The organism is Paraburkholderia sp. OAS925 (assembly GCF_040543975.1).
GTDB lineage: Bacteria > Pseudomonadota > Gammaproteobacteria > Burkholderiales > Burkholderiaceae > Paraburkholderia > Paraburkholderia graminis.
In genome coordinates, this window is the sequence record NZ_JBEUNO010000002.1 from 983,473 (window position 1) to 1,008,993 (window position 25,521).

The window sequence follows — 25,521 nt, forward strand, 5'->3', positions numbered from 1 at the left end:
GCCGGCGCTGCACCTGTTGACGTGTCGTCAGGAGAGGTTGTCATGGTGTTTTCCCCATCTGTAGCCAGGTTCGCGCTGGTGGTCGTCGCTCTCGTTTCAGTTGCCGGGTGTCACGTCGTGACGGATACCGAGCTGGCCCAGATTCGCAGTCAGGGCCAGCATCAAGGCCCGGACCCGGAAAAGATCCTGAATGAACAACTGATTCCGTATGCGGACAAGAATGCCAGGCCCGCTGCACAGGTGATCGGCGCTGCCGGTCAGAACTTCGAGAACGCCTGCAAGGAGTACGGCTTTCGCCAAAGCGCGGCTTTTCCATGCAACTTCTGGATACGCGTGCAGGGCAAGGTTATCAAGGTCGACACTTCGTCGCGCGTTGGGAAGGTATTCGTCGATGTCACGCCCGCTTCGGGCGGCGAGCCCGTCCATGTCGCACTCGAGACGGGGCCGGTCGTGATCGGTACTGGCGTGCGCGACGGATTCCCCGGCGTCAAGTACAGCGACTTCGACGATCAGACGCGTTTCGCCGTATTCGGACAGGACCTGAACAAGCTGGTGGTCGCGCGAGCGCAAAAGTCGCTCAAGCCTAAAGTGGGCGACACGGTCGACGTAGCCGCGGTATTCAGCAGTTGGAGCGAACCGACGGGCGAAATCCGCGCAATTCCGGTGACATGGAAATGAACCAACCGCACACCATGAATCCCGCCAACGTGATCGAGACGCGCGGACTGTCCAAGGTCTATCCGGGCACCGCTGCGTTGGTCGAAGTCGACTACAAGGTGCGACGCGGCAAGGTCAATGTGTTGATCGGCGAAAACGGCGCCGGCAAATCGACGCTGATGAAGCTGCTCGCCGGTGCCGAGACGCCGACATCGGGAGAGATATGGGTCGATGAAAAGATTGCCCACATCACGGACGTGCGTAGCGCCGAAAAGCACGGCATCGGCATCATCTTCCAGGAATTGAACCTCTTTCCCGATATGACCGTGGCGGAGAACATCTTCGCAGGGAATGAGTTGACCAGTTCCGGTGTAATCCGCACGAAGGACGAGAACCATCAGGCGAAAGTACTGCTTAACCGTCTGCAGATTCCAATCGACCCGCGCATGCGGCTCGGCGATCTCTACGTCGGGCAACAGCAACTGGTCGAAATTGCAAAGGCGCTCTCCAAGCACATCAAGGTGCTCATCATGGACGAGCCGACTTCCGCGCTCTCGAAGACGGAAGTCGAGATTCTCTTCAAGATCATTGCGCAGCTCAAGGAAGAGGGCGTCACGGTCATTTACATCTCGCATCGTCTTGAGGAAATCATGGCGATCGGGGATTGCATTACGGTATTGCGCAATGGGCGCCTCGTCGCAGAAGACGACATCGCGAATATCGACATTCCCTGGATCATCGAAGCGATGGTCGGATCGTCGAAGAAGCGTTTCGCATTCGAGCAGCACGCAATCGGCGAGGAAGTCCTGAAGGTCAAGGACCTTGCGCTGAAGCGCTCGAATGGCATCTACGCGGTTGACCATGTTTCGTTTTCCGTCAGGGCCGGAGAAGTCATTGGAATTTACGGCTTGATGGGCGCCGGCCGCACTGAACTGCTCGAGTCTTTACTCGGCGCGCAGCCGCTGGCTCTCGGCGAAATAGAACTCGCCGGCAAGGCAATCGAAGATCTGCCAATTCCGAAACGGATCGAGGCGGGCATTGCGCTCGTACCCGAAGACAGACAGAAGCAGGGGATGGTGCAGCTCATGTCGATCCTCGAAAACATGACGCTGTCCAGTCTGTCCAGATTCACTCGCCGTCTCGCGTTCGGTGCACTGCGACGCGACCGGCAGCTCTCTGCGTCCAACGATATCGTCAAGCGCCTCGCAATCAAGGCGTCGTCGGTGGATGCGCCGATCACGTCGCTGTCGGGCGGAAACATGCAGAAGGTGGTGATCGGCAAGGCATTGCTGACGTCGCCGAAAGTACTGCTGATGGACGAGCCGACGCGCGGAATCGACGTAGGTGCAAAAGAGGACGTGTACAAGACGATCAGCGTGCTCGCGCAGTCAGGCATTGCAGTCGTGTATGCGACCTCGGAACTGGACGAGGCAATGGCTGTTTCCAATCGGGTCTTCGTGATGGCCAGCGGCAAGCTGACGGCGATCATGGAACGTGCACAGTTTGACAGCGAGCGCATCGTGCGCGCGTCAACGCCCGCGACAGCCGTAGTGTGAAGCACCATGAGGTGGAAACCATGACTACTCAGAACAGCAGCACTCCTTCGATTCAACCGGTTCACGGCAAGCACAACCGGCAATCCGCTTACATGGCTTCGCGCATGGCGGTGAACCTGCTCAAGCTGCGAATCTTCATTGCGCTCTTTGCGATCATTATCGTGTTCTCGCTTGCAACCGAGAACTTCCTGTCGACAAGCAACATGCTGATCATGGCGAAACACGTGACTATCGTCGCGATTCTGTCGATCGGCATGACGCTCGTGATTCTGACGGGCGGCATCGACCTGTCCGTGGGTTCCATTGTCGGAATAAGCGGGATGGCGGCGGGCTATCTTCTGCTCGAAGGCGTGAAGATCGATCATCACGTCGTGTTCTTCAACCCGTGGGGCGTGACGCTGATTGCATGCGCGCTCGGCGCGATCATCGGTGCGGTGAATGGTTACCTGATAACGGCGCTCAATGTGGCACCGTTCATTGCAACCCTCGGCATGCTGTATGTCGTACGCGGCGCAGCACTGCTCGTGAATAACGGCAGCACGTTCGCCGATCTCGGAGGCAATCCGGCTCTGGGCAATACGGGCTTCGAATTCCTCGGCAACGGCACAATTCTCGGCCTTTCCATGCCCGTGTGGATTCTCGTGATTCTTGCTGCCATCACCATTTTTGTTGCGAGGCGCACGCCGCTTGGCCGGCGCATCTATGCGATCGGCGGCAACGAGCAGGCGGCGCGCTTCTCGGGAATCCGCACCAACCGCGTGAAGCTGTTCGTGTACATGTTCTCGGGATTCTGTGCGGCGATCGTCGGACTGGTGATCACTGCGCAGTTGCAGACCGCTCACCCATTGACCGGCCAGACGTTCGAGCTGAACGCGATTGCCGCGGTCGTATTGGGAGGAACTGCGTTGATGGGTGGCCGCGGTACGGTCTTCGGTTCGGTCGTCGGCGCCTGTGTGATCAGCATTCTCGGCGACGGCATGGTGATGTGCGGTATCAGCGATTTCTGGCAGATGGTGATCAAGGGCCTCGTCATCATCTTCGCTGTCGTCATCGATCAGTTGCAGCAGCGCCTGCAAAGCCGCATGGTTTCGCTCACCGCGTGAGCGTCACGAGTTGAGCCGTCTTCTGGAAAGCAACATGCAATATGTTCTGGCAATCGATCAGGGCACGAGCGGTACAAAAGCACTCGTGTTCGATGCGGAAGGGCAGGTGCACGCTCGCGGTTTCGTGGCCGTACCGTGTACGCATCCTCGCAACGGATTCGTCGAGCAGGACCCGCAGCTGATTTATGAGTCGGTACTGCAAGCGGTCTCCATTTGCCTCGGTGAATTCAAAGGCGACCGGAAACAGATAGCAGGTGTCGGCATCTCGAATCAGCGTGAGACGGTCGTGCTGTGGGATGACGAAGGTCGCCCGATCGTTCCGGCAGTGTCGTGGCAGTGCCAACGTTCTCTCGCGATATGCGAGCGTCTGAAGCAGGAAGGCAGGGCACAGGTCATTGCAGAGAAGACGGGACTATTGATCGACCCGTACTTTTCGGGAACGAAGCTCATCTGGCTTAACGAAAACGATGAGCGGGTGCGCACGCATATTGCCGCCGGCACCGCTCGCTTCGGCACGGTCGATAGCTGGCTTCTGTACCGTTTGACAAACGGCGACGTGTATCGCACCGATTACACGAACGCGTCGCGAACCATGCTGTTCAATCTTGCAGGACTTGAATGGGATCGCGAACTGCTCGCCGATTTCGGTTTGCAGAAACTGCGGCTGCCTGAATTGCGTCCGTCGGCATCCGATTTCGGCGCGAGCGATTTCAACGGCATTTTCGATCGACCCGTGCCGATCGTATCGATGATCGGCGATTCCCATGCGGCGGCCGTTGGCGAAGGCTGCCTCAGTCCCGGATTTGCCAAGGCGACAATGGGAACGGGCTCCTCGATCATGATGAACGTGGGCGGCAAGCCCTTGCCCGCGGACCACGGTCTCGTGTCGACGCTTTGCTTTGCCACCGAACAGCGGGTGGATTACGCGCTGGAAGGCATCGTCATCAGTGCGGGGTCAACGCCTTCGTTCCTCAAGGAAAAGCTGCGCATCGTCAAGGATTTCGCGGAAGCAGAAGAGGCGTTCACGGAATACGATAACGGCGGCGTGTTTCTTATTCCGGCTTTTTCGGGAATCGGTTGCCCGCACTGGAAATATCCAGGCGGCGCGCAAATCGTCGGGCTGAATTTCTCGACGTCCTGGCAAAACGTCGTGCGCGCAGCTTATGAATCGATCGTCTATCAGATCAGGGACGTGATCGCAGTCATGGAGCGCGCTGCCGACGTCCCGTTGCGCGAACTCTTTCTCGACGGAGGACTGGTTCAGCGGCCATTCCTTCTTCAATACCTGGCGGACACATTGAACCGGCCAGTCAGCACGCTGACGCTGAGCGAGATATCGGCTGCGGGCGCAGCAGTGCTTGCCGCGTTGAAGCTCGGATTAATCAACTCGCTCGATGCCTATCGCGAGACTCGCGTGGTGGCACGACGCGTCGAACCAGGGCCAGGCGTCGAAGCGGCTGCAAGAAATCACGAGCAATGGTTGCAATGGATACGACGGCTTTGAGCTCCGTCGATTAGTGGAGATCGGCATATGGCATTCCAGCAGCGTTTCGAAAACAAGGTGGTGGTTGTCACTGGCGGCAGCCGGGGTATCGGATTGGGCATTGCCAGGCGCTTTGCGCAGGAGGGCGCGAAAGTGTGCGTGTCGGCGAATGAAAAAGCCGTGCACGACGCTGCCGCGCAGCTACGCGATTCCGGCTTCGAGGCCATCGCCGTGCAAACCGATGTCACGAGCAAGGAACAGGTTGTCGCGCTCTACGAGGAAGTGGCGGCCACGCTAGGTGAGGTTGATGTTTCAGTCCAGAACGCGGGCGTCATTACGATCGCGAAGCTGGAAGATCTGACCGAGAAGGAATGGGACAACGTACTTGCGGTGAACACCAAAGGCGTTTTTCTGTGTTGCCAGGAAGCGGCGAGACGGATGCTGCGTGCCGGGAAAGCGGGCCGTCTGATCAATACGGCGTCGGGACAGGCCAGACAAGGTTTCGTCTATACCCCGCACTATGCAGCCAGCAAGTTTGGCGTTCTGGGCATCACGCAGAGCCTCGCGAAAGAACTGGCGCCAACGGGCATCACAGTGAACGCGTTCTGCCCCGGCATCATCGCGACTGACATGTGGTCGTATAACGACGAAGCGTGGGGCAAGCTGCTGGGCAATTACAAGCCTGGCGAACTCATGGCCGAGTGGGTCGAGAACATTCCCATGAAGCGTGCAGGTAGCGACAAGGATGTAGCAGGTCTGGTCGCGTTCCTGGCGTCCGATGACGCGTCGTACATCACGGGGCAGACCGTGAACGTCGATGGCGGAATGTTCATGTCCTGAGGCCGCGTTCGCAGGTCGCGAGACACGTTGCCTCGCGACTTTCTATCGGAATCGGTCCGTGAGCGTCAGGCGGTCTGCAATAGCGAAAGCTTATTCACTGTCTCGCCGCAAGCGCGCGCCACTTCTGCGCCCTTCACGACGAAGTGCTCAGTGAAGAACTTCACATGCTCTTCCCCGTGGTGAAAGTGGTGCGGCGTCAGCACGGCAGAGAACACAGGAACACCTGTTTCGAGTTGAACCTGCATCAAGCCTGAAATGACTGCTTGAGCGACGAATTCATGGCGATAGATGCCCCCGTCGACAACGAGTCCGGCCGCAACGATGCCAGCGTATCGACCGCTCTGTGCCAGCCGTTTTGCGTGCAGCGGGATCTCGAACGCTCCGGGTACTTCATAAAGATCGATGTCGCCGCTCGCATAACCAAAGTCCTCGATGACCTTAAGGAAAGAGGTTTTGCATTGGTTGACGATGTCGCGGTGCCAGCACGCCTGGACAAAAGCGATGCGACCGCGGTTGCCGCCGGAAACGAATGCTGCTTGTGCTTCGATCGAGTGAGATGTGTTCATGGAGTTCAGCCTGTTTTGTGTGAACAGGGCGAAGAACAGCCGTCTCCCGCCAGTGCGGGCATTCTGGCTGTTCTGTTCTCTTTCATCCGGACTATACCGTCGGCCCCGGAATCCAACCGGGTCTGCTGACCTCTGTTATCGCAGCAATATCGAAACAGAGCGCTCGCGGGCTACGTCTGCAAAAGACGATTACCGCCGGTGGGGAATCGCACCCCGCCCCGAGAACGTGTTCTTGAAGAACGGTGCGTAAATTACCACGTATCCGGCAAATCTGCTGCGCCACCCGCACCAAATTTCACTCTCCGCCCGCCTGAAATTGTTGCCCTCCAGGCAACATGGTGTACGCATTCGCGATGCTACTGGCGCTCGTCCTCGCTGACTACTATCTGTCACACGCTCCTTCGAAATGCAGGCAATACGGAGCGCGTGACACTCGTAGTCGTGCTCGTAAGCCGCGTCGCGCGGTGCAGTGCGGCTCACCCCACTTAATCAATTGGACTATTGAACATGAGCGAAACAACTCGCAATGTGCGGCCGGTTATCGCCAACGTCGGCAAAGAAGGGTCAGGCGAACTCGTGTCTTCCCGCTACGGCGTGCGCGTGGGCGACGTTGACGTCGTGCTGATCAGCGATGGCGTTCTGCCGCTGCCCACCTCCACCATGTCGACTAACGTGAGCGAAGCTGACCGCAACGAATGGTTCGATGGTCGCTTCCTGCAGCGCGACATGTTCGACTGGGCGCTGAATATTGCGCTCGTGCGCAGCGGCGACCGCCTGATCCTGATCGACTCGGGCGTGGGCGACGGTTTCGAATACTTCACGCGCGCCGGCCGCTCGGTGATGCGCCTGGAGTCGGCGGGCATCGACCTCGCTGCGATTACCGACATCGTGATCACGCACATGCACATGGACCACGTCGGCGGCCTGAACGTTGCCGGCGTCAGGGCCAAGCTGCGCCCGGACGTGCGCATTCACGTGTCGGCGAAGGAAGTAGAGTTCTGGAAAAATCCGGACTTCAGCAGGACGGTGATGCCGGAAACTGTTCCTCCGGCGCTACGCAAGGCTGCTGCGACGTTCGCGGAACTCTACCGCGAAAACATCGTGCAGTTCGATCAGACCGTGGAAGTTGCCAAGGGCGTGTCGGCGCGCGTGACGGGTGGACACACGCCGGGGCATTGCGTCGTGGACGTCGCATCGAACGGCGAAAAACTGACGTTCGTGGGCGACGCGATTTTCGAGGTCAACTTCGACCATCCCGACTGGCAAAACGGCTTCGAGCACGATCCTGAACTGGCTGCGGACGTGCGTATCGCGCTACTCAATGAAGCCGCTGAAACCGGCGCTCTGCTGGCCGCAGCGCACGTCGCGTTCCCATCCATCGGTCACGTTGCGAAGACGGACAACGGCTTCCATTTTGTGCCGGTGGTGTGGGACTACTGATCGGTGCCCGACGATCAACCATCGCCGTATAGATTGCACTGACGTTTGTCAGAAAACCGCCACGAGCGCACAAGGCTCACGGCGGTTTTTTGCAAACGGTCACTTGCCCTGGTGTGACCGCGGCAGATCAATGCGGTGCCGTTGATACCGGTTGCACGCATCTTTCATCCTTCAACGGAGCGCATCATGAGAGTGAAGAGTTTGTTGCCCGCAATTTTATGCACGTCGATGGCGCTGGCGGTCATCCCCGCGATAGCCGGCGCCGAGCCGTTCACGATCAGGGTCGATGACCTGCGTGACGGGCACTTTTCGAACGAGCAGGTGTACGGAGGCTTTGGCTGTCACGGCAACAACGTTTCGCCGCGCATTTCATGGGCTCACGTTCCGCGCGGCACAAAGAGCATTGTCGTGACCATCTTCGACCCTGATGCGCCGACTGGCGGGCTCGGCTGGACGCATTGGGAGATCGCCAATATTCCACCTGCCGAGTCGTCGCTCGAAAAAGGCGCTTCCGGCAATCCGAAGCTCTTGCCGGCAGGCGCCATTGAGACGTTGACGGACTTCGGCGAATCCAGATACGGCGGACCGTGTCCGCCTAAAGGGGAATCGCATCGATATGTCGTGACGGCGTCTGCTCTCGACGTGGCGCAAATCGATGTCGCCCCGGCGGCGAGTCCCGCAGTCGTCGCCTATCAGATGCATGGGAAAGTCATTGCTCAGGCGAAGTATGTCGCGAGATATCATCGCGCGTCGACTAACGATTAACGATTGACGGGTGCAAGAACCAGGATATCGGCAACCGTTCCTGGCAGCTCGGCTGCCGGTGAACGGTTGCAGTATTTCAAATACAAATCCTCTGCACGCCGTTCAATTGCACGATGCTCCGCTTATCGAGCGCAGGCTGATTGAGTTGTTCTCGTGCATAGATTCTTTCCGAAGCCGCGAGCCGATAGCGAGGCAAGTCGTCCGGTCCGGGCTGGATGTGCAGCATGTGCTTTGCAACCAGACCTTCAACTACGTCTATCGCATTCGAAAGATCGCCCGTTCCATTCGTTCCGTTCGCCACCGCCGCGAGGACCGCATCGAGCGTTGCCGGCTGTTCAAACGACGACAACCGACGGAAAGCGGACCTCTCCTCGTCCGACAGCAGCGCGTAACTCCATCCAATCGATGCGGCGAGACTCCGATGCCTCGCAGGCGCATTGCGGCATCCCTGCCATTGAAGACGTGAGCGGGTTCCGAGCAGCGTCATGGTGCCGGCCAGGCCAAACGTCGCGACGCGCGCCGCAGCAAGTTCGATTGCAAGCGCGACGCCTTCCAGTTCGCGGCACATCTCCGAAATGGCTGCATAGCTCTTGCTGGTCTGCGGGAATCTCGCGCCCGCTTCCAGAGCGCGTTGAATGAATACCTGCACGGCGGGATAAGTATGCGCATGTTCGATCGAAATCACCTCGGGTCCCGGCGGGACTTCGAGCGCAGGCAGGCGGCAGACGTGTTCGTATTTCACTCGTAGCGCCTCGCGACTTGTCAGCACGAAATAGGTCGCGGATGAGACCGCGAGGATTTGCGTTGTGAGCGACGTCACCTCGTCGATGACATGCTCGCAGTTGTCCAGAATGATCAGCGCGCGCCGGGTGCAAAGATAATTGGCGATGCATGCGACGGGTATGTGGTGAAGATCGCCTAACCCAAGCAGACGAGCGAGCGTGAGCGCTACCGTATCGCCATGAGTAACTTCGCTCAAATCGGCGACGTGGATCTCCGAAGGAAACACTCCGGACAGTCTCTTCGCGAGAGCAATGGCGACTGTCGTTTTGCCGATGCCTCCCGGTCCCACAATAGATATGAGCCGATGTCTGCCCAAGTCGGACGCAAGCGTTCGCAAGACCTCGTCGCGACCTTGCGGGCAGGCGGCTCCTGGTGTGAAGTCGCCGGAATGTACTCGGGAAGACGGTTCAGCAAACAACGAACTGGATTCGACAACGATGCGTTCACGCGTAAGCTGACCAACAAAGCAGTAGCCGATGCCCTGAACGTTTTTAATGTAGCGCGCACCGTCCTCGCCGTCGCCCAGTGCTTTGCGTAATCCAGCAATGTTCACGCGCAGGTTGCTTTCGTCCACGACGATATTCCGCCACGCATGCGACATCAACATGCGCCGCTCCACGACCTGTCCGGCGTTCTGAATAAGCGCAATAAGAATATCCAGCGCGCGGCTGCCTATTTGCACGAATGAACCTGACCGTTCGAGACGCCTCTCGGCCGGAAACAGCGTGAACGGCCCAAATGATATGGCCTCGCCGTAGTCCTGCCGGTCGCTATTTGTCACCACGCCGGAACGCAAAAAATCTTCCTTGGCATTCATCTTCTCAGCAGACTCCGGATTGCGCGATTCAGGTGCATTGGAATAGACCCATACCACGGTCTCTCCGCGACGAAACATTGCGTCACAAGCAATCCTAGTTGCGCCGGTGAGAACATGGAAGACGCCAGCGGGATATCACAGTGTTGCCGCCAGGACAACATCGGACCATCGAGCGATTGGCGTACTAGCCCATTCACCGTACCTCATCTGCAGAAGCGGTTGATTGGGCATAGAGTGCCAGCGAGACCTGGTCTCGAACGAGGTTTGCGCCTCCGCGCGTGATCTGCTGGTGGGGCGAGAAGAGAAGAGTTGATGCGGCGAGAAGCGAGAAACAACATCCAACTGTGAGACATGCCATGACAAAGATATCGGTTCCCATTATTTGCCTCGAATGCAACCCGGACGGAAGCTCCGCAGGGAATTCCGTTCTTTCTTCTGTTTTGCTGGATCTTCGACCCGACGGCGACGGAAGGTATAGATCCGAGTGCTCGCGCGGTCATCAGCAGATCGTGGCATTGCGGCAGCAGAAGTTCGAGATTCTTTTTGAACTCGCCGCTTACGCGATACGCGATGGACACTATCGACAATCGGTATCGTCCTGCACCGCGAGTCTCGAAGCCTTTCACGAATTCTTTCTGCGCGCGATGGCGTACGAGAACGGAATAAAGAAAGAGCGTTTCGATGCCGCGTGGAAGCTGCTGGGCATTAGCCCACAAAATCGCCAGGAAGCCTACTTGCTGAACTACCGGAACTTCTGCGCGCGGCGTCCCGTTCTACTCAGCCACCAACAGAACGACTGGAAAGACTCGGTCATGCAGAAAGGAAAAATGCCGACGCGCGAAGAATGCGTGAAGTTTGGCCAAGCCGTATTGCATGTATTGCAGACGGCGGTGGGAGACACGAGGGTTGCCTTTCCCAATGGCGTAAAGCAGGCAATGCAGGAACACGCGACTGCGGCTGAACAACACGCGTCCAGATCAGAAGCGCCGTGGAGCATTCGCACCATCGTGAATCTTGCCAAGGAGGATGGCGAACATCCCCATGCGACGCTCGAAGCCGAGCTCGCCAGAATGAATTGACGACATTGAAGCCGTCGATTGTTGTCCCCGAGACAACACGGTGATCTCCTTTGCGTGCCTACTGCCATTCGAACACCAAGTCTACGATTTGTCGTGACGGCGGGCGGCAGATGAGTCGGCCGCCGCGATCATTAGCGATCGTCGCGCAGCGCAGCAGAGCTCGGTTTGTCGTGAGTTCCGGTGCACATCGTCAACTTGGCAATTTAAAAACTTAGGGCAAGAATCATGTCGCAGAAGATCTTGATTGTGGGTGCCGGCTTCGCCGGAGTGTGGGGCGCGCTTGGCGCGGCTCGCGTGCGCGACCGTGCCGGCGCAACGGCTGGCGACATCGACATTACGCTTATCTCGCCGAAACCCGAGTTGGAGATCCGGCCACGGATGTACGAAAGCGAGCCGCATCTGATGTCCGCGCCGCTTTTGCCTCTGCTTGACGCCGTCGGTGTGAACTACGTCGAGGGCAGTGTCGATGAAATCGCTGTCGGCGATAAGACCGTGCGTGTGATAGCCGCGAGCGGCGCAACCCGCACGCTCGGTTACGACCGGTTGCTGCTTACGAGCGGCAGCAAGCTGAGCCGGCCGTCGATTCCAGGGCTCGCCGAGTATGCATTCTCGGTCGATTGCATGGAGGACGCATCGGCACTTGAAGACCATCTGAAGGAACTCGCGAAGCTGCCCGATTCAAGCGCTCGAAATACCGTTGCCGTGGTGGGATGCGGCTTTACCGGCATCGAGATCGCAACCGAATTGCCTAAACGAATGCGCGCGCTATTCGGCCCGGATGCGGCGATCAAAGTGATCGTCGTAGGTTCGCAGGCCGACATCGGTCCCGATCTTGGACCTAACCCGCGGCCTTTCGTCGCCGAGGCATTCGCTTCGCTGGGCATCGAAGCGGTATTGGGCTCGAGTGTCGTATCGGTCGACGCGAGTGGCGTCCGAACCGCCTCGGGTACACATATCGAAGCGCACACGGTGGTATGGGCGGGCGGCATGCGAGCGAGCACGCTTGCAGCGCAGGTTTCGTCGCGACTCGACCCGCTTGGCCGTGTCGAAGTCGCACCCGATCTGCGCGTGGAAGAAGCGCCCGGCGTGTTCGTCGCAGGCGATGTGGCGCGAGTGCGTAGCGACGATCAAGGGCACTACGCGTTGATGTCCTGTCAGCACGCAATGGTGATGGGCAAATTCGGCGGCCACAATGTCGCGGCCGATCTGATCGGCGAATCGACGCTTGCGTATACCCAGCCGTTTTATGCGACTTGTCTCGATCTCGGCGAGTGGGGCGCGGTCTATTCAGAAGGCTGGGACCGCCAGATCAAGCTGACGCATGCAGAAGGAAAAGCACGCAAGCAGATGATCAATACGCAGTGGATCTATCCACCGGCGCCGAATCGCGCCGATGCACTCGCGGCAGGCGACCCGCTCGCGTCATTTGGCTAATGCGTTAGTACGTTAGTGCGTTCGGGCATCGCGGTTAGTCGTTCACTATGGCTCCGGGCGGGGGCGGCATGAGTACTCGTCAGGCGCGTTTTTCCCGTCGGAGCGTCCGTGAGCGATTCGCTGGTGTTCGGTTATGCCGTCGTTCTGATCGACGTGGCACTGTGGCGTTTCAAAGTGCCGAAGCAAGACGTTTCGCGTCTATTGCTTCGGCTCGCGATCTTTGCCGTGTTCACGGCGAGCATTTTCACCGCGGGCCTCAGCCCCTTCCGACAGGCTACGCATCTTGAAGCGTCGCTGCTTCACGAAGCGGCGCAGGCCCTGAAGATATTCTGGTGGCTGACAGGTGCCCGCCTGTTCACGCTTGCTCTCGACGCACTTCTGCTGCCGCAGACCTGGCGCAAGCAGAGACTGTTTCAGGACGTATTCGGCGCCGTGGTGTTTCTTGCCGCGGCAGTAGCCGCGACGGGATTCGTTCTGGAAATACCCGTTCGCGGCCTGATTGCGACGTCGGGAACATTGGCCGTTATTCTCGGTTTGGCTATTCAAAGTACTTTGCACGATGTCTTTGCGGGCATCGTACTGAATTCCACGGAACCGTACCGCGTGGGTGACTGGATCTCGATTGACGGCGCCGAAGGCAAGGTGATCGAGATGAACTGGAGAGCAACGCATCTTCTCAATTCGCACGGCAATGTAACCATCGTTCCCAATGCCGCGGCGGCAAAGGCAAATATCACCAATACGAACCGGCCGCACGCTTTGCATGGCGTGACGGTGTCTCTGGAAATTTCGCCCGACGAGCGGCCTGCAACGGTGATTGCAGCGCTTGAATGCGCACTGGCTGCGGCGCGTTCCATTCTGCCGACACCGGCTCCCTTCGTGCAGGCGAGAAAATCGACGATACATTCCATTCAGTACGAAGCAACGGCTTTCGTGGATGACACGGCGAAAAAGACGCCATTGACGAACGAACTGTACGACCTCTGCTATCGACACCTCACCGCCGCGGGAGTCGCTTTGCGGCCACCAGGCGTGCCATCTGTCACGGCCATTGTGGCAAACGCCGAGGAGCGCCTGCTTAGACGCATCGAACTGTTCGCCGCCATCGGCGACGACGAGTTGAAGATGCTTTCCAGTTGCATGGTGCGGCATGAATACGACGCGGGGCAGGTGATCTTCACGCCGGAAGTGGTGCCCGACAGTCTCGCAATCGTCGACTCGGGCGTGCTGAGTGTTTCAACGGAGCAATCTACCGGGGCCGTCGAAGTGGTGCGTCTCGGACCTGGCGATACGATGGGCGAGACCGGACTACTCGCGGGTTTGCCGGTTCAGGTGAAGATCGTGACGCTCACCCGGAGTGTCATTTACAGATTGAGTAAAGACGCTGTGACGCCTCTATTGAGGGATAGCCAGGAAGTGACTCATCGGATGTGCCGGCTGCTTTCCCAACGGCAAGACATGTTGCACAAGATGGCGATGAAGAACGCCGCTCATGCAGACGATGAGCACGCCAGCTTCCATTGGCTTCTGGATAAGATTCATCGGCTGCATGCGTTGAAGTTCTGATTGTTAAGCGTCGTTAAAGGAAACGGCTATTTTTAGTTGGGTGTACGTAGAAAGATAAACGGAGTTTTGCAGCGCTTAACTGGGCCGATAAACGCGTCGTCGTTACTCTGAATACTCGACCGGTAAGCAAGCCAATTCCCTTATCTCCCGGTCGAATAATTCCTGGACTTGAGCCATGACTAAAGACTTGGGACACGTTTCCCCCGACGCAAAACGCCGCAACCTGCTGATTGGCGGAGTTGCCGCAACGTTGACGACAACGGTGGCATCGGCCGCCGGCAAGCAGTCAGGACCCGGCGCGGCGGTCGCGCACATGTCGTCCGCAAACCATACCGGTGACGTTATCCGCACCCGGGACGGAGTGAGCCTGTACTTCAAGGATTGGGGCGCGAAAGACGCTCCCGTCGTCACGCTGAGTCACGGTTGGCCGCTCAACTCGGATAGCTGGGAAAACCAGGCCTTCTTTCTGGCGTCGCACGGGTTTCGAGTCATCACACATGATCGCCGCGGTCACGGCCGCTCGAGCCAACCGTGGGACGGCAACGACATGGACCACTACGCGGACGATCTCGCGACAGTCATCGACACCCTCGGCCTGCGCGAGATAGCCGTTATCGGGTTCTCGACCGGCGGGGGCGAGGTCGCGCGTTATGTGGGCCGGCACGGTACGTCACGCGTATCGAAGATCGGATTGATTTCAGCCGTGCCGCCGCTGATGGTTAAAACGCCCGGCAATCCGACAGGTGTACCTATTGAATCGTTCGATAGCGTTCGCGCCGCGATGATCGCCAACCGCTCGCAATTGTTCAAGGACATTCCCGCCGGTCCGTTCTACGGCTTTAACCGGCCGGGCGCCAAGGTGTCGCAAGGTCTGATCGACGCATGGTGGCGTCAGGGAATGAGCGGTGGTTTCAAGAACGTCTACGAATCGGTCAAAGCCTATTCCGAAACCGATTTCACGGCGGATCTGCTGAAGTTCGACCGACCGACGCTGATCATTCACGGCGACGACGACCAGGTCGTTCCCGTGGATGTTGGAGCCCGTTCGAGCAAGAAACTCGTGCCTCACGCGATCCTGAAGATTTATCCCGGTGCGCCGCATGGATTGACCGATACCCACAAGGACCAGCTCAATCAGGACCTCTTGTCTTTCCTGCGAAGCTAGTTTGCGGAAAGCGTGATTCAAAGCAACCAAGGAGTGAGCCGTGACAAAAGACGATATCCGCAAACATGCTTTTTCGATGCCGCTGCACAATCCGGCATACCCGCGTCCGCCGTTCCGGTTCGTCGACCGGGAGTACTTCATTATTTCCTACGAGACGGATATCGAGGCGCTAAGAGCCGTCGTTCCCGAACCTTTGAAGGTCGATAACGCGATCGTTCATTACGAGTTCATTCGTATGCCGGATTCGTCGGGGTTTGGCGACTATACGGAGAGCGGTCAGGTCATCTCGGTTCTGGACGAGCAGGGCAGAAAGGCGAACTACACGCACTCGATGTATCTGGACGACGAAGGTCCGATCGCCGGCGGCCGGGAAATCTGGGGCTTTCCCAAGAAGCTCGCTTCGCCGCGGCTTTCGATTGATGGAAAAGACACCTTGCTCGGAACGCTCGACTACGGCACGCAGCGAATTGCCACCGGCACGATGGGCTATAAGTATCGTCCGCTCGACGCCGCTGCCGAGCAACACAAGCTCGCCGACACACCCAACTATCTGCTCAAGGTAATACCGCACGTCGACGGTTCGGTTCGAATATGCGAACTCGTCCGCTTCTTTTTGCGCGACGTTCAGGTGACCGGCGCCTGGGAAGGGCCGGCTGCGCTCGAACTTCATCCGCACGCGCTGGCTTCGGTCGCGGACCTGCCCGTTCGCAAGGTAATCGGCGCGCGTCACGTCGTCGCCAATCTCACACTCGATGTGGGCGAGGTGGCGCACGACTACCTTGCCTCCGTCGATCCGATGAAACTCGTAGTGAACCAATAACTCTCCCGGAGGATATATGGCATTGAAAGACAAAGTGGCGCTCGTCACGGGCGCGGCGAGCGGAATTGGCGAGCAATGCGCACGCAAGCTGGCCGCGGACGGAGCGACGGTCGTCGTAGCGGATCTGAATCTCCCGAGCGCAACGAAAGTGGCCGAAGACATCGTCCGCAGCGGTGGCCGCGCGGTTGCTCTCTCCATGGATGTGACGAACGAAGAGGCGGTCAATGCGGGCATTGCCGATACGGTAAGCCGATTCGGCGGCATCGACGTATTGGTGTCGAACGCCGGTATTCAGATCGTCAACCGGATCGAGGACTACGCATTTTCCGACTGGAAAAAGATGATGGCTATCCATCTCGACGGTGCGTTCCTCACTACTAAGGCAGCGGTGAGGCATATGTATGCATCGGGCAAAGGCGGCGCGGTTATCTACATGGGTTCGGTGCATTCGCACGAGGCATCGCAACTTAAGTCGGCTTATGTGACGGCCAAGCATGGGCTGCTTGGGCTTGCACGTGTTGTCGCGAAGGAAGGCGGGCCGCACGGTGTGCGCGCGAACGTCGTGTGCCCTGGTTTCGTCAGAACGCCGCTGGTGGACAAGCAGATTCCTGAGCAGGCGAAAGTGCTCGGAATTTCAGAGGCGGAGGTCGTGAAAAACGTGATGCTGAAGGACACGGTAGATGGCGAGTTCACGTCGCTGGCCGATGTCGCCAATACGGTCGCGTTTCTCGCCGGCTTCGAATCGAATGCGCTGACCGGCCAGTCCGTCGTGGTGAGCCACGGCTGGTTCATGCAGTAAGGGGATAACCGTGAGATCGAGTCAGCGCAAAGAGTTGCAGCAGCCGTCTCCTTTCAGGCTGCCCCGGTACGATGAAATCGGACTTGTGCTCCAGGGTGGCGGAGCCCTGGGTTCGTATCAGGCCGGCGTATACGAAGGGATTGCCGAAGTGGGTATTGAGCCGACCCGGATCTCCGGCATATCGATCGGCGCGTTGAACACCGCAGTGATTGCGGGGAACGCGCCGGAAGACCGGGTCGAGGCGCTACGCGGATTCTGGAACACGATAAGTCAACCCGCGGATGTTTTCTCGCATGTCCGTTCCCTGCTGCCCGTCTATCCGGGCTGTGAAGACATGGCGCGCAAGTGGTCGAGCGCGTGGGCGGCAACGCGCACGCTGGTCGAGGGGCAGCAGGGATTTTTCTCGCCGCGTATGCGCACGCTTGCGGCCGATCTCGTGAAGAGGCGTCCCGACGAAGTCAGCTATTACGACACCACTGCGTTGCGTGAAACGCTGATGAAGTACGCCGACTTCGACCGGATCAACGATGGAGGCATCCGTGTTTCGGTGGGCGCTGTCAACGTACGGAATGGCAATCTCGTGTACTTCGACAACTCGACGATGCGACTGAAGCCGGAGCACTTCATCGCGTCCGGCTCGCTGCCGCCAGGGTTTCCCGCCGTCGAGATCGATGGAGAGTTTTACTGGGACGGAGGGCTCGTCTCCAATACGCCGCTGACGGAAATTATCAGGGAGAGTCAGCACAGAGACACGCTCGTTCTGCAGGTCGATTTGTGGAGTTCGCGCGGCAAGTTGCCAGGTGATTTTCTCGACGTCAACGAGCGTGTCAAGGACATTCAGTATTCAAGCCGTACGCGGGCCGTCACCGCCTTCATGGCGCAGAACCAGAAGCACGCTCAGCTCATCAAGGCACTGCTCGAACATATCCCCGAGTCCGCGCGCCGTGATCATGCGGTCATTCAGGAAGCGCAGAAGACGGCGGATGGCAGCGCGGTGAATGTCGTGCATCTGATCTACAAGAACAAGTCGTTCGAAGGCCACTATAAGGACTACGAGTTCAGCAAGGACACATTGAATGAGCACTGGGCAAGTGGATTAGACGACATTCGCAATTCCTTCTGTCATCCCGAGTGGTTCGATATTCCCAGCCGTGAAGTCGGCTTTATCAGTCACGACGTGCATCGATACAGGCCGGGTGCGAAATCGTGACGCGGCCAATCCACTGCGGCTCGCTCGATGCGGGCCTGATCGCGCTTCTCGAGTTGCGCGCATCGCAAATCAACGGTTGTTTGCTGTGCGTTCAGCACGGCCTGCGCCTCGCGCTGCAAGCTGCCGTCGCCACATCGAAGATCGAGCATATCGGAAGCTGGCGGCGCGCCGATGTTTTCTGTCATGCGGAGAAGGCCGCGTTGGCCTGGACTGAACATCTTTCGGGTGTCAGCGAACAATCGGCGTCCGATGAAATCTGGTCGCGCATGCGGAAGTACTTCAACGAGACGCAAATCTCAGAGCTGTTCAGGTACTGGAGCAGCAGCGCATTGTGGTCGACCGGCGAGGTCATCCGTTGTTGCACCGCCGGTATCGCGGTCAATTCCGCTGTTCCCTGGCACGTCCAATAGCACCCGGCCGTTCCCGGGTCAGGAGGCAACGTGTTTTCCCATGAACTCATCGCGCAGTACGGCGCGCTCGTCGTATTCCTGAGTGTGCTTGGCGCGTCACTCGGTCTGCCTGTGCCCGCTATGCCAACGTTGATTACGGTCGGCGCCAGCATCACGATTGCAACCGGTGCCCAGCAATCGGCAGTGTCGCATTTCGCGTCGACGTTAGGGGCTGCCGCGTTGGGCGGAGTGCTTGGCGATCTCGTCTGGTATGAAGGCGGAAGACGATTCGGCGAACGCACGCTTCGAACGGTTTGTCTCTTATCGTCGTCGCGTGATAGTTGTGTGAGAAAAACCGAGCGGTTCTTCGGGCGCTGGGGCGTGCGAGTTCTGATCGTCGCCCGTTTCGTCCCCGGCCTGTCGCTCGTTGCAGTGCCGTTGTGCGGGGCAATGGCGGTGAGGTTGCGGTACTTCATCGCCTGCGATTGCGCTGGAGTGGCCTTGTGGGCTTCCATCGCGCTCGCTATTGGCGGAGCTTTCGCCGCGCAGATCGACCTGTTATTCGCGGTGATTTCGCATCTCGGCTGGCGGGCGCTGGGTATCGTCGCAAGTGCACTCGCGCTGTATTGCTGCTATCGCTATTGCCGGCATCTCATGCTGTCCAAAGCGCTCGAAACGTCGCGGATCGATGCGGTGGAGTTGCACGGTTTGCTAACCGACGAACCGCGGCCGGTTATCTTCGACATTCGTTCCCCGGAAAGGCGGACGCTCGATCCGTTCGTCATTCCGGGCGCCGTATTCGCCGACGAACGCAAATGCAGCGAGATAGTACGGGCGTACGACGCGAACCGGACGTTCGTCATTTACTGCTCGTGCCCGGGAGAAGTGTCCGCCGCATGGATGGCCGGCCGTTTGCGGCGCGCCGGAATCAGACTTGCGTTGCCGCTGACCGGAGGCATCGACGCATGGCGCGACGCGGGTTTCAACGTTGCCCCTGTACCAGCAGCCGGCAGCGAGCGCCGTGCGCAGTAAAGATTGGCGGAGGTGCCGGATTTCATGACGGTATACTGATCGGCGCGAATGATCGCGCGGGCGTATGTGCGCGGTTTGGTCATGCGTTTCTGCCACGGAAACGCAATAGATCCCATGTACTGTGCACAAGGACCGCTCCATGGACGACACCAGCGTTTTTGACAAGCTACGCCCGCGTTTGCAGGGCATTGCATATCGGATGCTGAGTTCGGTCGCAGAAGCGGAAGACGTGGTGCAGGACGTTTGGTTGCGCTGGCATTCGACCACACGGGAGACCATCGAGAACGCGGAAGCGTGGCTTGTCGCCGTGACGACGCGGATCTCCATCGACCGTTTGCGCGCCGCGAAAATCCAGCGCGAGCATTACACCGGCATCTGGCTTCCTGAGCCGCACGTTACCGACTATCCCGCAACGCCGGAGCAGGCGAAGGAGCGCGCTGACGATGTGTCCGTCGCCTTTCTGATGCTGCTCGAACGGCTGAGTCCTGAGGCGCGCGCGGCCTTCCTGCTGCGCGAAGTATTCGATGCCGACTACGATGAAATAGCAAAAGCCATCGGCAAGAGCGAAGCGGCGTGCCGGCAACTGGTGAGCCGCGCGAAGGCGCAGTTGCGCGACGATCGTCCGCGCTACGTCGTGTCGCGGGAGACGCATCATCGGTTGTTGCAGACTTTTGCGCACGCTTTGCAGCGCGGCGATTTTGCGGCGATCAATTCAATGCTTGCCGAAGATGCCGTGCTCATGGGCGATGGCGGCGGCCGGGTGCAGAGCTTTCCAAAACCGATGGTGGGCGGGCGGCGCATCGCGCAGCTTTTTTATGCGGCTGCGCTTCGCTACAAAAGCGGACTGCGCGTCGAACTCATCGTCCTCAACAGCCAGGCGGCACTGTTGCGTTTTTTCGACGGCGCACTCGAATCGGCGCAGACGTACGAGACGGATGGCGAGCGCATTGTGCGCATTCAGGTGCAGCGAAATCCCGACAAGCTGGCGCGCATCGCGGCCAGATTCGACGGCCGATGATTCGCGACCCCGCCAGGTCTGGACAACGTTTATACGATTAATTGCAATAGCAGCGAAATCGATGCGGCAACATTGCTGAACGGGAAGGGCGCGCCCGCCATCGCGCGGCTGAAATTGCGGGCGGACTGGCAGATTGTCTATCCCAGCGGATTCGTGAGCCGGGTTTGTCACAGACGGCCGGGTTAAAACGTCTTGTCGAGTACGAAACCTTTAAATCGTGCCCGCCCATGTCCGACGATCATTCCGCCCGCCCCTTGACCGACAATTCGCTCGCGAGCAGCTTTGCCACGAGTTACGCCGGTGTCGTTTCGTTTCTCGCCGTGGCCAATGAAGGCAGCTTTGCCAAGGCGGGTGACCGCCTCGGCATTGGCCGCTCCGCCGTCAGCCGAAACGTGCAAAAGCTCGAAGCGCAGCTCGATGCGCGGCTTTTTCTGCGCACCACGCGCAGCACGTCGCTGACCCGCGAAGGCGAACTGTTTTATCAGAACTGTCATCCGGGCGTCGAACGCATCGTGCAGGCGCTCGAGGACATGCGCGAATTGCGTAACGGACCGCCGCGCGGCCATCTGCGTATCTGCTCGACACCCGGATTCGGCCGCAAGATCGTCGCGCCGCTGCTGCGCGGTTTTCGCTCGCGGTATCCAGACATAGCGCTCGAACTGTTGCTGAACGATCGTCCTGCCGACTTCATCGCGGATCGCGTCGATGTCGGCTTTCGCGACGGGCGCATGGAGGACAGCGAAGTCGTGGCAAAGCAACTGATACCGATGCAGATGATCGTCTGCGCGTCGCCCCAGTACGCGAAAAAACATGGTGTGCCGCGTCATGTCGACGATCTCGCCCAGCATCGGTGCATCAACTTCCGCAGTGCGTCGGGGCGCGTAAGCGATTGGGAGTTCAAGGTCGATGGACTCATACAAAAGCAGTTGCCGCGAGCGCAGCACACCTTCAACGACATGGACCTCATCGTGCAGGCCGTGCTCGACGGCGAGGGCATCGCTCAATTGCCGGCCTACCAGGTCTGCGATCTGTTGCGGAAAGAGCGCCTGGTTTCCTGCCTCGCCCAATATGCGCCGGACGACCGCGGTCACTATGTCTGTTATCTCAGCCGCAAGCATTTGCCCGCCAGAATCCGCGTGTTCATCGACTACATGGCGGAACAAACGCGCGCGCTCGACCTGCAATGCCTAAGCACCATGATGGCGGTGCCGGCGCTCTGATTGGTGCTTTGGAGGCAACACGGTGCGTCGCCGCACAAGCCTTCCCGACGGGCGGCCGCGCACCTACGATGCACTCATACGCTGACGGCGCATCCACGCCGGTCCGGCGCACTACCTACAGAGTCGCGAACTCACGCGCATGGTTCGACTGGTTGCGAGCCCCGGCGTGAGCCAACGGCTGTCGGACATACATGATGAGCCCTTTGCATCCGCCGCCCCTCACGCTGCTCGATAAGTACTTCGGGCCAGACTTTCAGTCACTGTATTCGACGACCGTGACCGCCACGGGCGGCGAGACGAGTCATGGCCGGGCATCCGGCGTAGTCCAGTCGGACGACGGCCAACTCCACCTCGACTTGCGCCTGCCCGCAGCGCTCGGCGGCCCGGGCGGCGGGACGAATCCCGAGCAGTTGTTTGCCGCCGCCTATGCCGCATGCTTTCACGGCGCGTTGAACCTGCTCGCCGCCAAGGCGGAGATAGCGATCGTCGACGCGAAGGTGGAAGTGACGGTCGATTTCGGGCGGGACCCCGTCGATGGCCTGTTCAGGCTGATTGCGCAGGTCCGCATTCATTTGCCGGGCGTTGAGCCGGCCATTGCGGAAGCACTCGTGCGCGACACCGAACGTTTCTGTCCGTACGCGAAGATGGCGCGCGAGGGGATCGTGAGCGTCGTCGCACTCGCGCGGCCGGACAGCGTGCCAAAGCGGTAAGCCGGCAGCGTCAGCCCGCAGCCATGAGACTCTAAAGCCAGAGGCGATGCATTGTGCAGGCGATCGCCGCTGCAAGTCGCAGGAGAACCGGAGATGTGTGGACCCGACCCCTGGTCGCAAATTATCGGACGGCTGAGCGCGCATTGGCATGAGACTGCATCGGCGGTTTGCGAGGCGTCGGGGCGCCGCAACCGACGCAGCCGCCCGTTGGCTGCGCATGCGGTGTTCAACGGCCGCCTGCCTACGATTCGAAGCATCGAATGGCAAACCGACACGACGGTGCTCGTTTCGTGGAGCGACGCCACGCGCGGCAGCTATCTCGATCAGACCTGGCGCGCCGGCTATGCGCGCGTCAGAGGTGTTTGCGCGCTGAGCGGCATGTCCGTCAAGCGGGGCGATGTGGTGTTCCGGCCGTTCCACCGCGGCACCGCACCGCCGTCGAATGCGCTTGAGATGATCCTGGCTTCGGTGCTGACGGGGTATGCGGAGAGGCTGCTTGTGCTGGGGTGATGTGTGGCGCGATCGGCGCTGCATCGTTCGATCCCGGCACCAGCGCCGGCATTAAACCTTGCCGGGTGCCGCCGATACAGGTATCGACACTACCACCCAACTCCCTGTTTTTTATCGCTTTTTTGCATGGTTGCGCGGCCCACGGCGTGACTTCGCGTGGCATAATCGACCGACACAGTCAGCCCGCAGTCATTACTACCCCCGCATACCATGGCACAGACTCTCTACGACAAATTGTGGAACACGCACGTGATCCACACGGAAGAAGACGGCACGACGATTCTCTATATCGACCGTCACCTGCTGCACGAAGTCACCAGCCCACAAGCGTTCGAAGGCCTGAAGCTGGCCGAGCGTCCGGTGTGGCGCATCAGCGCGAATCTGGCCGTGTCGGATCACAACGTGCCGACCACCGACCGTAGCCACGGCATCGCCGATCCGGTTTCGAAGCTGCAGGTCGACACGCTCGATTCGAACTGCGACGCCTACGGCATCACGCAGTTCAAGATGAACGACCTGCGCCAGGGCATCGTCCATATCATCGGGCCGGAGCAGGGCGCCACGCTGCCGGGCATGACGATCGTATGCGGCGACTCGCACACGTCCACGCACGGCGCGTTCGGCGCGCTCGCGCACGGCATCGGCACGTCGGAAGTGGAACACGTGCTCGCCACGCAAACGCTCTTGCAGAAGAAAAGCAAGAACATGCTGGTCAAGGTCGAAGGACCGCTGCCGCGCGGCTGCACGGCGAAAGACATCGTGCTCGCGATCATCGGCAAGATCGGCACGGCGGGCGGCACGGGCTACGCCATCGAATTCGGCGGCTCGACCATTCGCGCGCTCTCCATGGAAGGCCGCATGACGGTCTGCAACATGGCGATCGAAGCCGGCGCGCGCGCCGGCATGGTCGCTGTGGACGACACCACGATCGAATACCTGAAAGGCCGTCCGTTCTCGCCCGAAGGCGCGGAGTGGGACATCGCAGTCGATTACTGGAAGCAGTTCAAGTCCGACGAAGGCGCGCAGTTCGACCGCGTGGTCGAACTGAACGCGGCCGATATCGTGCCGCAAGTCACGTGGGGCACGTCGCCGGAAATGGTCACCGCCGTGGACGGCCGCGTGCCCGATCCCGAGCGCGAGAAGGACCCGGGCAAGCGCGAGGCGATGGAGCGCGCGCTCAAATACATGGCGCTCGAACCGAATGCGCCGATCGAGTCCATCAAGCCGGATAAAATCTTCATTGGGTCGTGTACCAACGCGCGCATTGAAGACATTCGCGCCGCGGCTTACGTCGTGAAGAAACTGGGCCGCCGCGTCGCGCCGAACATTCGCCTCGCGATGGTCGTGCCGGGCTCGGGTCTGGTGAAAGCGCAGGCCGAACGTGAAGGCCTCGACAAGGTGTTCACCGACGCCGGTTTCGAATGGCGCGAGCCGGGCTGCTCGATGTGCCTCGCGATGAACGCCGACCGGCTCGATCCGGGCGAGCGTTGCGCGTCCACGTCGAATCGTAATTTCGAAGGTCGTCAGGGCGCCGGTGGCCGTACCCATCTCGTGAGCCCCGCCATGGCCGCAGCCGCGGCTATCGAAGGGCATTTTGTCGATATTCGCAAGCTGGGATAAATCGCATGATGAAGAACATGAATCGCACTACTCTACTGCGCCGCTTCGCGCTCGGTACTCTGGCTGGGTTGCTGCTCGGCCTGGCCGGCTGCAACACGGTGCACGGATTTGGGCAGGACATGTCGCACCTCGGCAATTCGATCAGCAATCACGCTGAGAAATAACCGGTTTTTGATTTTTTGCCGGCGACGCAGCGAGCGGCTTTCGTGCCGCCACGCGCATCGCCGGTCCTGAAACAGGCGCAAGCGTCATGGATAAATTCATCGTACACACCGGCGTCGTGGCGCCGCTCGATCGCGAGAACGTCGACACGGACGCGATTATTCCCAAGCAATTCCTCAAGTCGATCAAGCGCACGGGCTTCGGTCCGAACGCGTTCGACGAGTGGCGTTACCTCGACCACGGCGAGCCGGGTCAGGACAATTCGAAGCGTCCGCTGAATCCCGACTTCGTGCTGAACCAGCCGCGTTATCAAGGCGCGTCGGTGCTGCTCGCGCGCAAGAACTTCGGCTGCGGCAGCTCGCGCGAACACGCGCCGTGGGCGCTTCAGCAATACGGCTTCCGCGCGATCATCGCGCCGAGTTTCGCCGACATTTTCTATAACAACTGCTTCAAGAACGGCCTGTTGCCGATCGTGCTGACCGAGCAACAAGTCGATCACCTGTTCAACGAGACGTATGCGTTCAACGGCTTTCAGTTGACCATCGACCTCGACAAGCAGGTCGTGCGCACGGCGGACGGCGGCGCCGAGTATCCGTTCGAAGTGGCGGCATTCCGCAAATACTGTTTGCTGAACGGTTTCGACGACATCGGCCTCACGCTGCGTCACGCCGACAAGATCCGCCAGTTCGAAGCCGAACGCATCGCGAAGCAGCCGTGGCTTGCTCACCGCATCGTCGGATAAGACTCGAAGTCTCGAAGAAAATCACCAAGGAATTC

25 protein-coding genes and 1 riboswitch are annotated in these 25,521 nt (G+C 59.5%); of the genes, 23 read left to right on the plus strand and 2 right to left on the minus strand.

Going from position 1 to position 25,521, the window contains the following annotated elements; genetic code table 11:
* Positions 1–42 precede the first annotated feature (42 nt).
* Genes ABIE53_RS23240 through ABIE53_RS23260 form a run of 5 tightly spaced genes read left to right on the plus strand, consistent with a single transcriptional unit; the run spans position 43 to position 5,639 of the window.
* Positions 43–678 (plus strand): DUF2291 family protein, encoded by a 636-nt coding sequence (locus ABIE53_RS23240; RefSeq protein WP_192700480.1) that lies wholly within the window; start codon positions 43–45, stop codon positions 676–678.
* On the plus strand, positions 675–2,213 hold the full coding sequence (locus tag ABIE53_RS23245; RefSeq protein WP_006047572.1) for a sugar ABC transporter ATP-binding protein: 1,539 nt from the start codon (positions 675–677) through the stop codon (positions 2,211–2,213). The genes ABIE53_RS23240 and ABIE53_RS23245 overlap by 4 nt, the downstream gene beginning before the upstream one ends.
* Before the next feature lie 20 nt (positions 2,214–2,233).
* Positions 2,234–3,316, plus strand: coding sequence for an ABC transporter permease (locus ABIE53_RS23250; protein ID WP_310076461.1), 1,083 nt, complete (start codon positions 2,234–2,236; stop codon positions 3,314–3,316).
* A 34-nt stretch (positions 3,317–3,350) separates the two neighbouring features.
* Positions 3,351–4,820, plus strand: coding sequence for an FGGY-family carbohydrate kinase (locus ABIE53_RS23255; protein ID WP_192700479.1), 1,470 nt, complete (start codon positions 3,351–3,353; stop codon positions 4,818–4,820).
* Between the two features lie 27 nt (positions 4,821–4,847).
* Complete coding sequence (locus tag ABIE53_RS23260; RefSeq protein ID WP_107710440.1) at positions 4,848–5,639, plus strand: glucose 1-dehydrogenase; 792 nt, start codon at positions 4,848–4,850, stop codon at positions 5,637–5,639.
* Between the two features lie 65 nt (positions 5,640–5,704).
* Here ABIE53_RS23260 and ABIE53_RS23265 read toward each other — a convergent pair whose 3' ends face one another.
* Positions 5,705–6,205: a 6,7-dimethyl-8-ribityllumazine synthase gene (locus ABIE53_RS23265; RefSeq protein WP_192700478.1), complete on the minus strand. Its 501-nt coding sequence runs from the start codon at positions 6,203–6,205 to the stop codon at positions 5,705–5,707.
* 70 nt (positions 6,206–6,275) lie between these two features.
* Positions 6,276–6,435: riboswitch (FMN riboswitch) on the minus strand.
* Between the two features lie 277 nt (positions 6,436–6,712).
* On the opposite strand from ABIE53_RS23265, the gene ABIE53_RS23270 reads away from it, so the two are divergent.
* Both ABIE53_RS23270 and ABIE53_RS23275 read left to right on the plus strand, forming a co-directional pair.
* Positions 6,713–7,645, plus strand: coding sequence for an MBL fold metallo-hydrolase (locus tag ABIE53_RS23270; RefSeq protein ID WP_006047577.1), 933 nt, complete (start codon positions 6,713–6,715; stop codon positions 7,643–7,645).
* 186 nt (positions 7,646–7,831) lie between these two features.
* Positions 7,832–8,410, plus strand: a complete 579-nt coding sequence (locus tag ABIE53_RS23275; protein ID WP_192700477.1) for a YbhB/YbcL family Raf kinase inhibitor-like protein — start codon at positions 7,832–7,834, stop codon at positions 8,408–8,410.
* A gap of 76 nt (positions 8,411–8,486) precedes the next feature.
* Here ABIE53_RS23275 and ABIE53_RS23280 read toward each other — a convergent pair whose 3' ends face one another.
* Positions 8,487–10,067, minus strand: a complete 1,581-nt coding sequence (locus tag ABIE53_RS23280) for an ATP-binding protein (RefSeq protein WP_310076462.1) — start codon at positions 10,065–10,067, stop codon at positions 8,487–8,489.
* Between the two features lie 299 nt (positions 10,068–10,366).
* Between ABIE53_RS23280 and ABIE53_RS23285 the strand changes: the two genes are divergently transcribed.
* From ABIE53_RS23285 to leuD, 16 genes are all read left to right on the plus strand, one after another.
* Entirely contained in the window at positions 10,367–11,089 is a 723-nt protein-coding gene (locus ABIE53_RS23285; protein WP_192700476.1) for a hypothetical protein, read from the plus strand.
* A 225-nt stretch (positions 11,090–11,314) separates the two neighbouring features.
* Positions 11,315–12,523 (plus strand): NAD(P)/FAD-dependent oxidoreductase, encoded by a 1,209-nt coding sequence (locus ABIE53_RS23290; RefSeq protein WP_192700475.1) that lies wholly within the window; start codon positions 11,315–11,317, stop codon positions 12,521–12,523.
* Between the two features lie 108 nt (positions 12,524–12,631).
* Positions 12,632–14,089, plus strand: a complete 1,458-nt coding sequence (locus ABIE53_RS23295) for a mechanosensitive ion channel domain-containing protein (RefSeq protein ID WP_192700474.1) — start codon at positions 12,632–12,634, stop codon at positions 14,087–14,089.
* A 175-nt stretch (positions 14,090–14,264) separates the two neighbouring features.
* On the plus strand, positions 14,265–15,254 hold the full coding sequence (locus ABIE53_RS23300) for an alpha/beta fold hydrolase (protein ID WP_107710446.1): 990 nt from the start codon (positions 14,265–14,267) through the stop codon (positions 15,252–15,254).
* A 40-nt stretch (positions 15,255–15,294) separates the two neighbouring features.
* Positions 15,295–16,074 carry an acetoacetate decarboxylase gene (locus ABIE53_RS23305; protein ID WP_114157917.1) on the plus strand — a complete coding sequence of 260 codons (780 nt, stop codon included), beginning with the start codon at positions 15,295–15,297 and terminating at the stop codon, positions 16,072–16,074.
* A gap of 16 nt (positions 16,075–16,090) precedes the next feature.
* The gene (locus ABIE53_RS23310; RefSeq protein WP_192700473.1) at positions 16,091–16,873 is read left to right on the plus strand and encodes a 3-hydroxybutyrate dehydrogenase; all 783 of its coding nucleotides are present in this window, start codon (positions 16,091–16,093) and stop codon (positions 16,871–16,873) included.
* A 10-nt stretch (positions 16,874–16,883) separates the two neighbouring features.
* On the plus strand, positions 16,884–18,083 hold the full coding sequence (locus ABIE53_RS23315) for a DUF3734 domain-containing protein (RefSeq protein ID WP_192700472.1): 1,200 nt from the start codon (positions 16,884–16,886) through the stop codon (positions 18,081–18,083).
* Positions 18,080–18,493: a carboxymuconolactone decarboxylase family protein gene (locus ABIE53_RS23320; protein ID WP_165919864.1), complete on the plus strand. Its 414-nt coding sequence runs from the start codon at positions 18,080–18,082 to the stop codon at positions 18,491–18,493. The genes ABIE53_RS23315 and ABIE53_RS23320 overlap by 4 nt, the downstream gene beginning before the upstream one ends.
* 30 nt (positions 18,494–18,523) lie before the next feature.
* Positions 18,524–19,504: a DedA family protein/thiosulfate sulfurtransferase GlpE gene (locus ABIE53_RS23325; protein ID WP_192700471.1), complete on the plus strand. Its 981-nt coding sequence runs from the start codon at positions 18,524–18,526 to the stop codon at positions 19,502–19,504.
* 139 nt (positions 19,505–19,643) lie between these two features.
* Entirely contained in the window at positions 19,644–20,522 is an 879-nt protein-coding gene (locus ABIE53_RS23330; RefSeq protein WP_053859698.1) for an RNA polymerase sigma-70 factor, read from the plus strand.
* Between the two features lie 227 nt (positions 20,523–20,749).
* The gene (locus ABIE53_RS23335) at positions 20,750–21,742 is read left to right on the plus strand and encodes a LysR family transcriptional regulator (RefSeq protein ID WP_029971854.1); all 993 of its coding nucleotides are present in this window, start codon (positions 20,750–20,752) and stop codon (positions 21,740–21,742) included.
* Between the two features lie 194 nt (positions 21,743–21,936).
* Positions 21,937–22,452, plus strand: a complete 516-nt coding sequence (locus ABIE53_RS23340; protein WP_044020415.1) for an Ohr family peroxiredoxin — start codon at positions 21,937–21,939, stop codon at positions 22,450–22,452.
* 207 nt (positions 22,453–22,659) lie between these two features.
* A complete protein-coding gene (locus tag ABIE53_RS23345) occupies positions 22,660–22,962 on the plus strand; it encodes a DUF3331 domain-containing protein (RefSeq protein WP_244231048.1) in 303 nt (100 codons plus the stop codon).
* Positions 22,963–23,172: 210 nt separating this feature from the next.
* Positions 23,173–24,582, plus strand: a complete 1,410-nt coding sequence (leuC, locus tag ABIE53_RS23350; RefSeq protein ID WP_053859696.1) for a 3-isopropylmalate dehydratase large subunit — start codon at positions 23,173–23,175, stop codon at positions 24,580–24,582.
* Positions 24,583–24,587: 5 nt separating this feature from the next.
* Positions 24,588–24,746: an entericidin A/B family lipoprotein gene (locus ABIE53_RS23355; protein ID WP_006047595.1), complete on the plus strand. Its 159-nt coding sequence runs from the start codon at positions 24,588–24,590 to the stop codon at positions 24,744–24,746.
* Positions 24,747–24,832: 86 nt separating this feature from the next.
* Complete coding sequence (gene leuD / locus ABIE53_RS23360) at positions 24,833–25,486, plus strand: 3-isopropylmalate dehydratase small subunit (RefSeq protein ID WP_107710452.1); 654 nt, start codon at positions 24,833–24,835, stop codon at positions 25,484–25,486.
* Positions 25,487–25,521 lie beyond the last annotated feature (35 nt).

Excerpts from the sequence above, each read along its gene's own strand:
- ABIE53_RS23240 (WP_192700480.1), top strand. The coding sequence starts at position 43 with ATGGTGTTTTCCCCATCTGTAGCCAGGTTCGCGCTGGTGGTCGTCGCT.
- ABIE53_RS23265 (WP_192700478.1), bottom strand. The coding sequence starts at position 6,205 with ATGAACACATCTCACTCGATCGAAGCACAAGCAGCATTCGTTTCCGGC.
- ABIE53_RS23255 (WP_192700479.1), top strand. The coding sequence starts at position 3,351 with ATGCAATATGTTCTGGCAATCGATCAGGGCACGAGCGGTACAAAAGCA.
- ABIE53_RS23330 (WP_053859698.1), top strand. The coding sequence starts at position 19,644 with ATGGACGACACCAGCGTTTTTGACAAGCTACGCCCGCGTTTGCAGGGC.
- ABIE53_RS23260 (WP_107710440.1), top strand. The coding sequence starts at position 4,848 with ATGGCATTCCAGCAGCGTTTCGAAAACAAGGTGGTGGTTGTCACTGGC.
- ABIE53_RS23275 (WP_192700477.1), top strand. The coding sequence starts at position 7,832 with ATGAGAGTGAAGAGTTTGTTGCCCGCAATTTTATGCACGTCGATGGCG.
- ABIE53_RS23290 (WP_192700475.1), top strand. The coding sequence starts at position 11,315 with ATGTCGCAGAAGATCTTGATTGTGGGTGCCGGCTTCGCCGGAGTGTGG.
- ABIE53_RS23335 (WP_029971854.1), top strand. The coding sequence starts at position 20,750 with ATGTCCGACGATCATTCCGCCCGCCCCTTGACCGACAATTCGCTCGCG.
- ABIE53_RS23270 (WP_006047577.1), top strand. The coding sequence starts at position 6,713 with ATGAGCGAAACAACTCGCAATGTGCGGCCGGTTATCGCCAACGTCGGC.
- ABIE53_RS23355 (WP_006047595.1), top strand. The coding sequence starts at position 24,588 with ATGATGAAGAACATGAATCGCACTACTCTACTGCGCCGCTTCGCGCTC.
- ABIE53_RS23340 (WP_044020415.1), top strand. The coding sequence starts at position 21,937 with ATGAGCCCTTTGCATCCGCCGCCCCTCACGCTGCTCGATAAGTACTTC.
- ABIE53_RS23285 (WP_192700476.1), top strand. The coding sequence starts at position 10,367 with ATGACAAAGATATCGGTTCCCATTATTTGCCTCGAATGCAACCCGGAC.
- ABIE53_RS23250 (WP_310076461.1), top strand. The coding sequence starts at position 2,234 with ATGACTACTCAGAACAGCAGCACTCCTTCGATTCAACCGGTTCACGGC.
- leuC (WP_053859696.1), top strand. The coding sequence starts at position 23,173 with ATGGCACAGACTCTCTACGACAAATTGTGGAACACGCACGTGATCCAC.
- ABIE53_RS23300 (WP_107710446.1), top strand. The coding sequence starts at position 14,265 with ATGACTAAAGACTTGGGACACGTTTCCCCCGACGCAAAACGCCGCAAC.
- ABIE53_RS23245 (WP_006047572.1), top strand. The coding sequence starts at position 675 with ATGAACCAACCGCACACCATGAATCCCGCCAACGTGATCGAGACGCGC.
- leuD (WP_107710452.1), top strand. The coding sequence starts at position 24,833 with ATGGATAAATTCATCGTACACACCGGCGTCGTGGCGCCGCTCGATCGC.
- ABIE53_RS23310 (WP_192700473.1), top strand. The coding sequence starts at position 16,091 with ATGGCATTGAAAGACAAAGTGGCGCTCGTCACGGGCGCGGCGAGCGGA.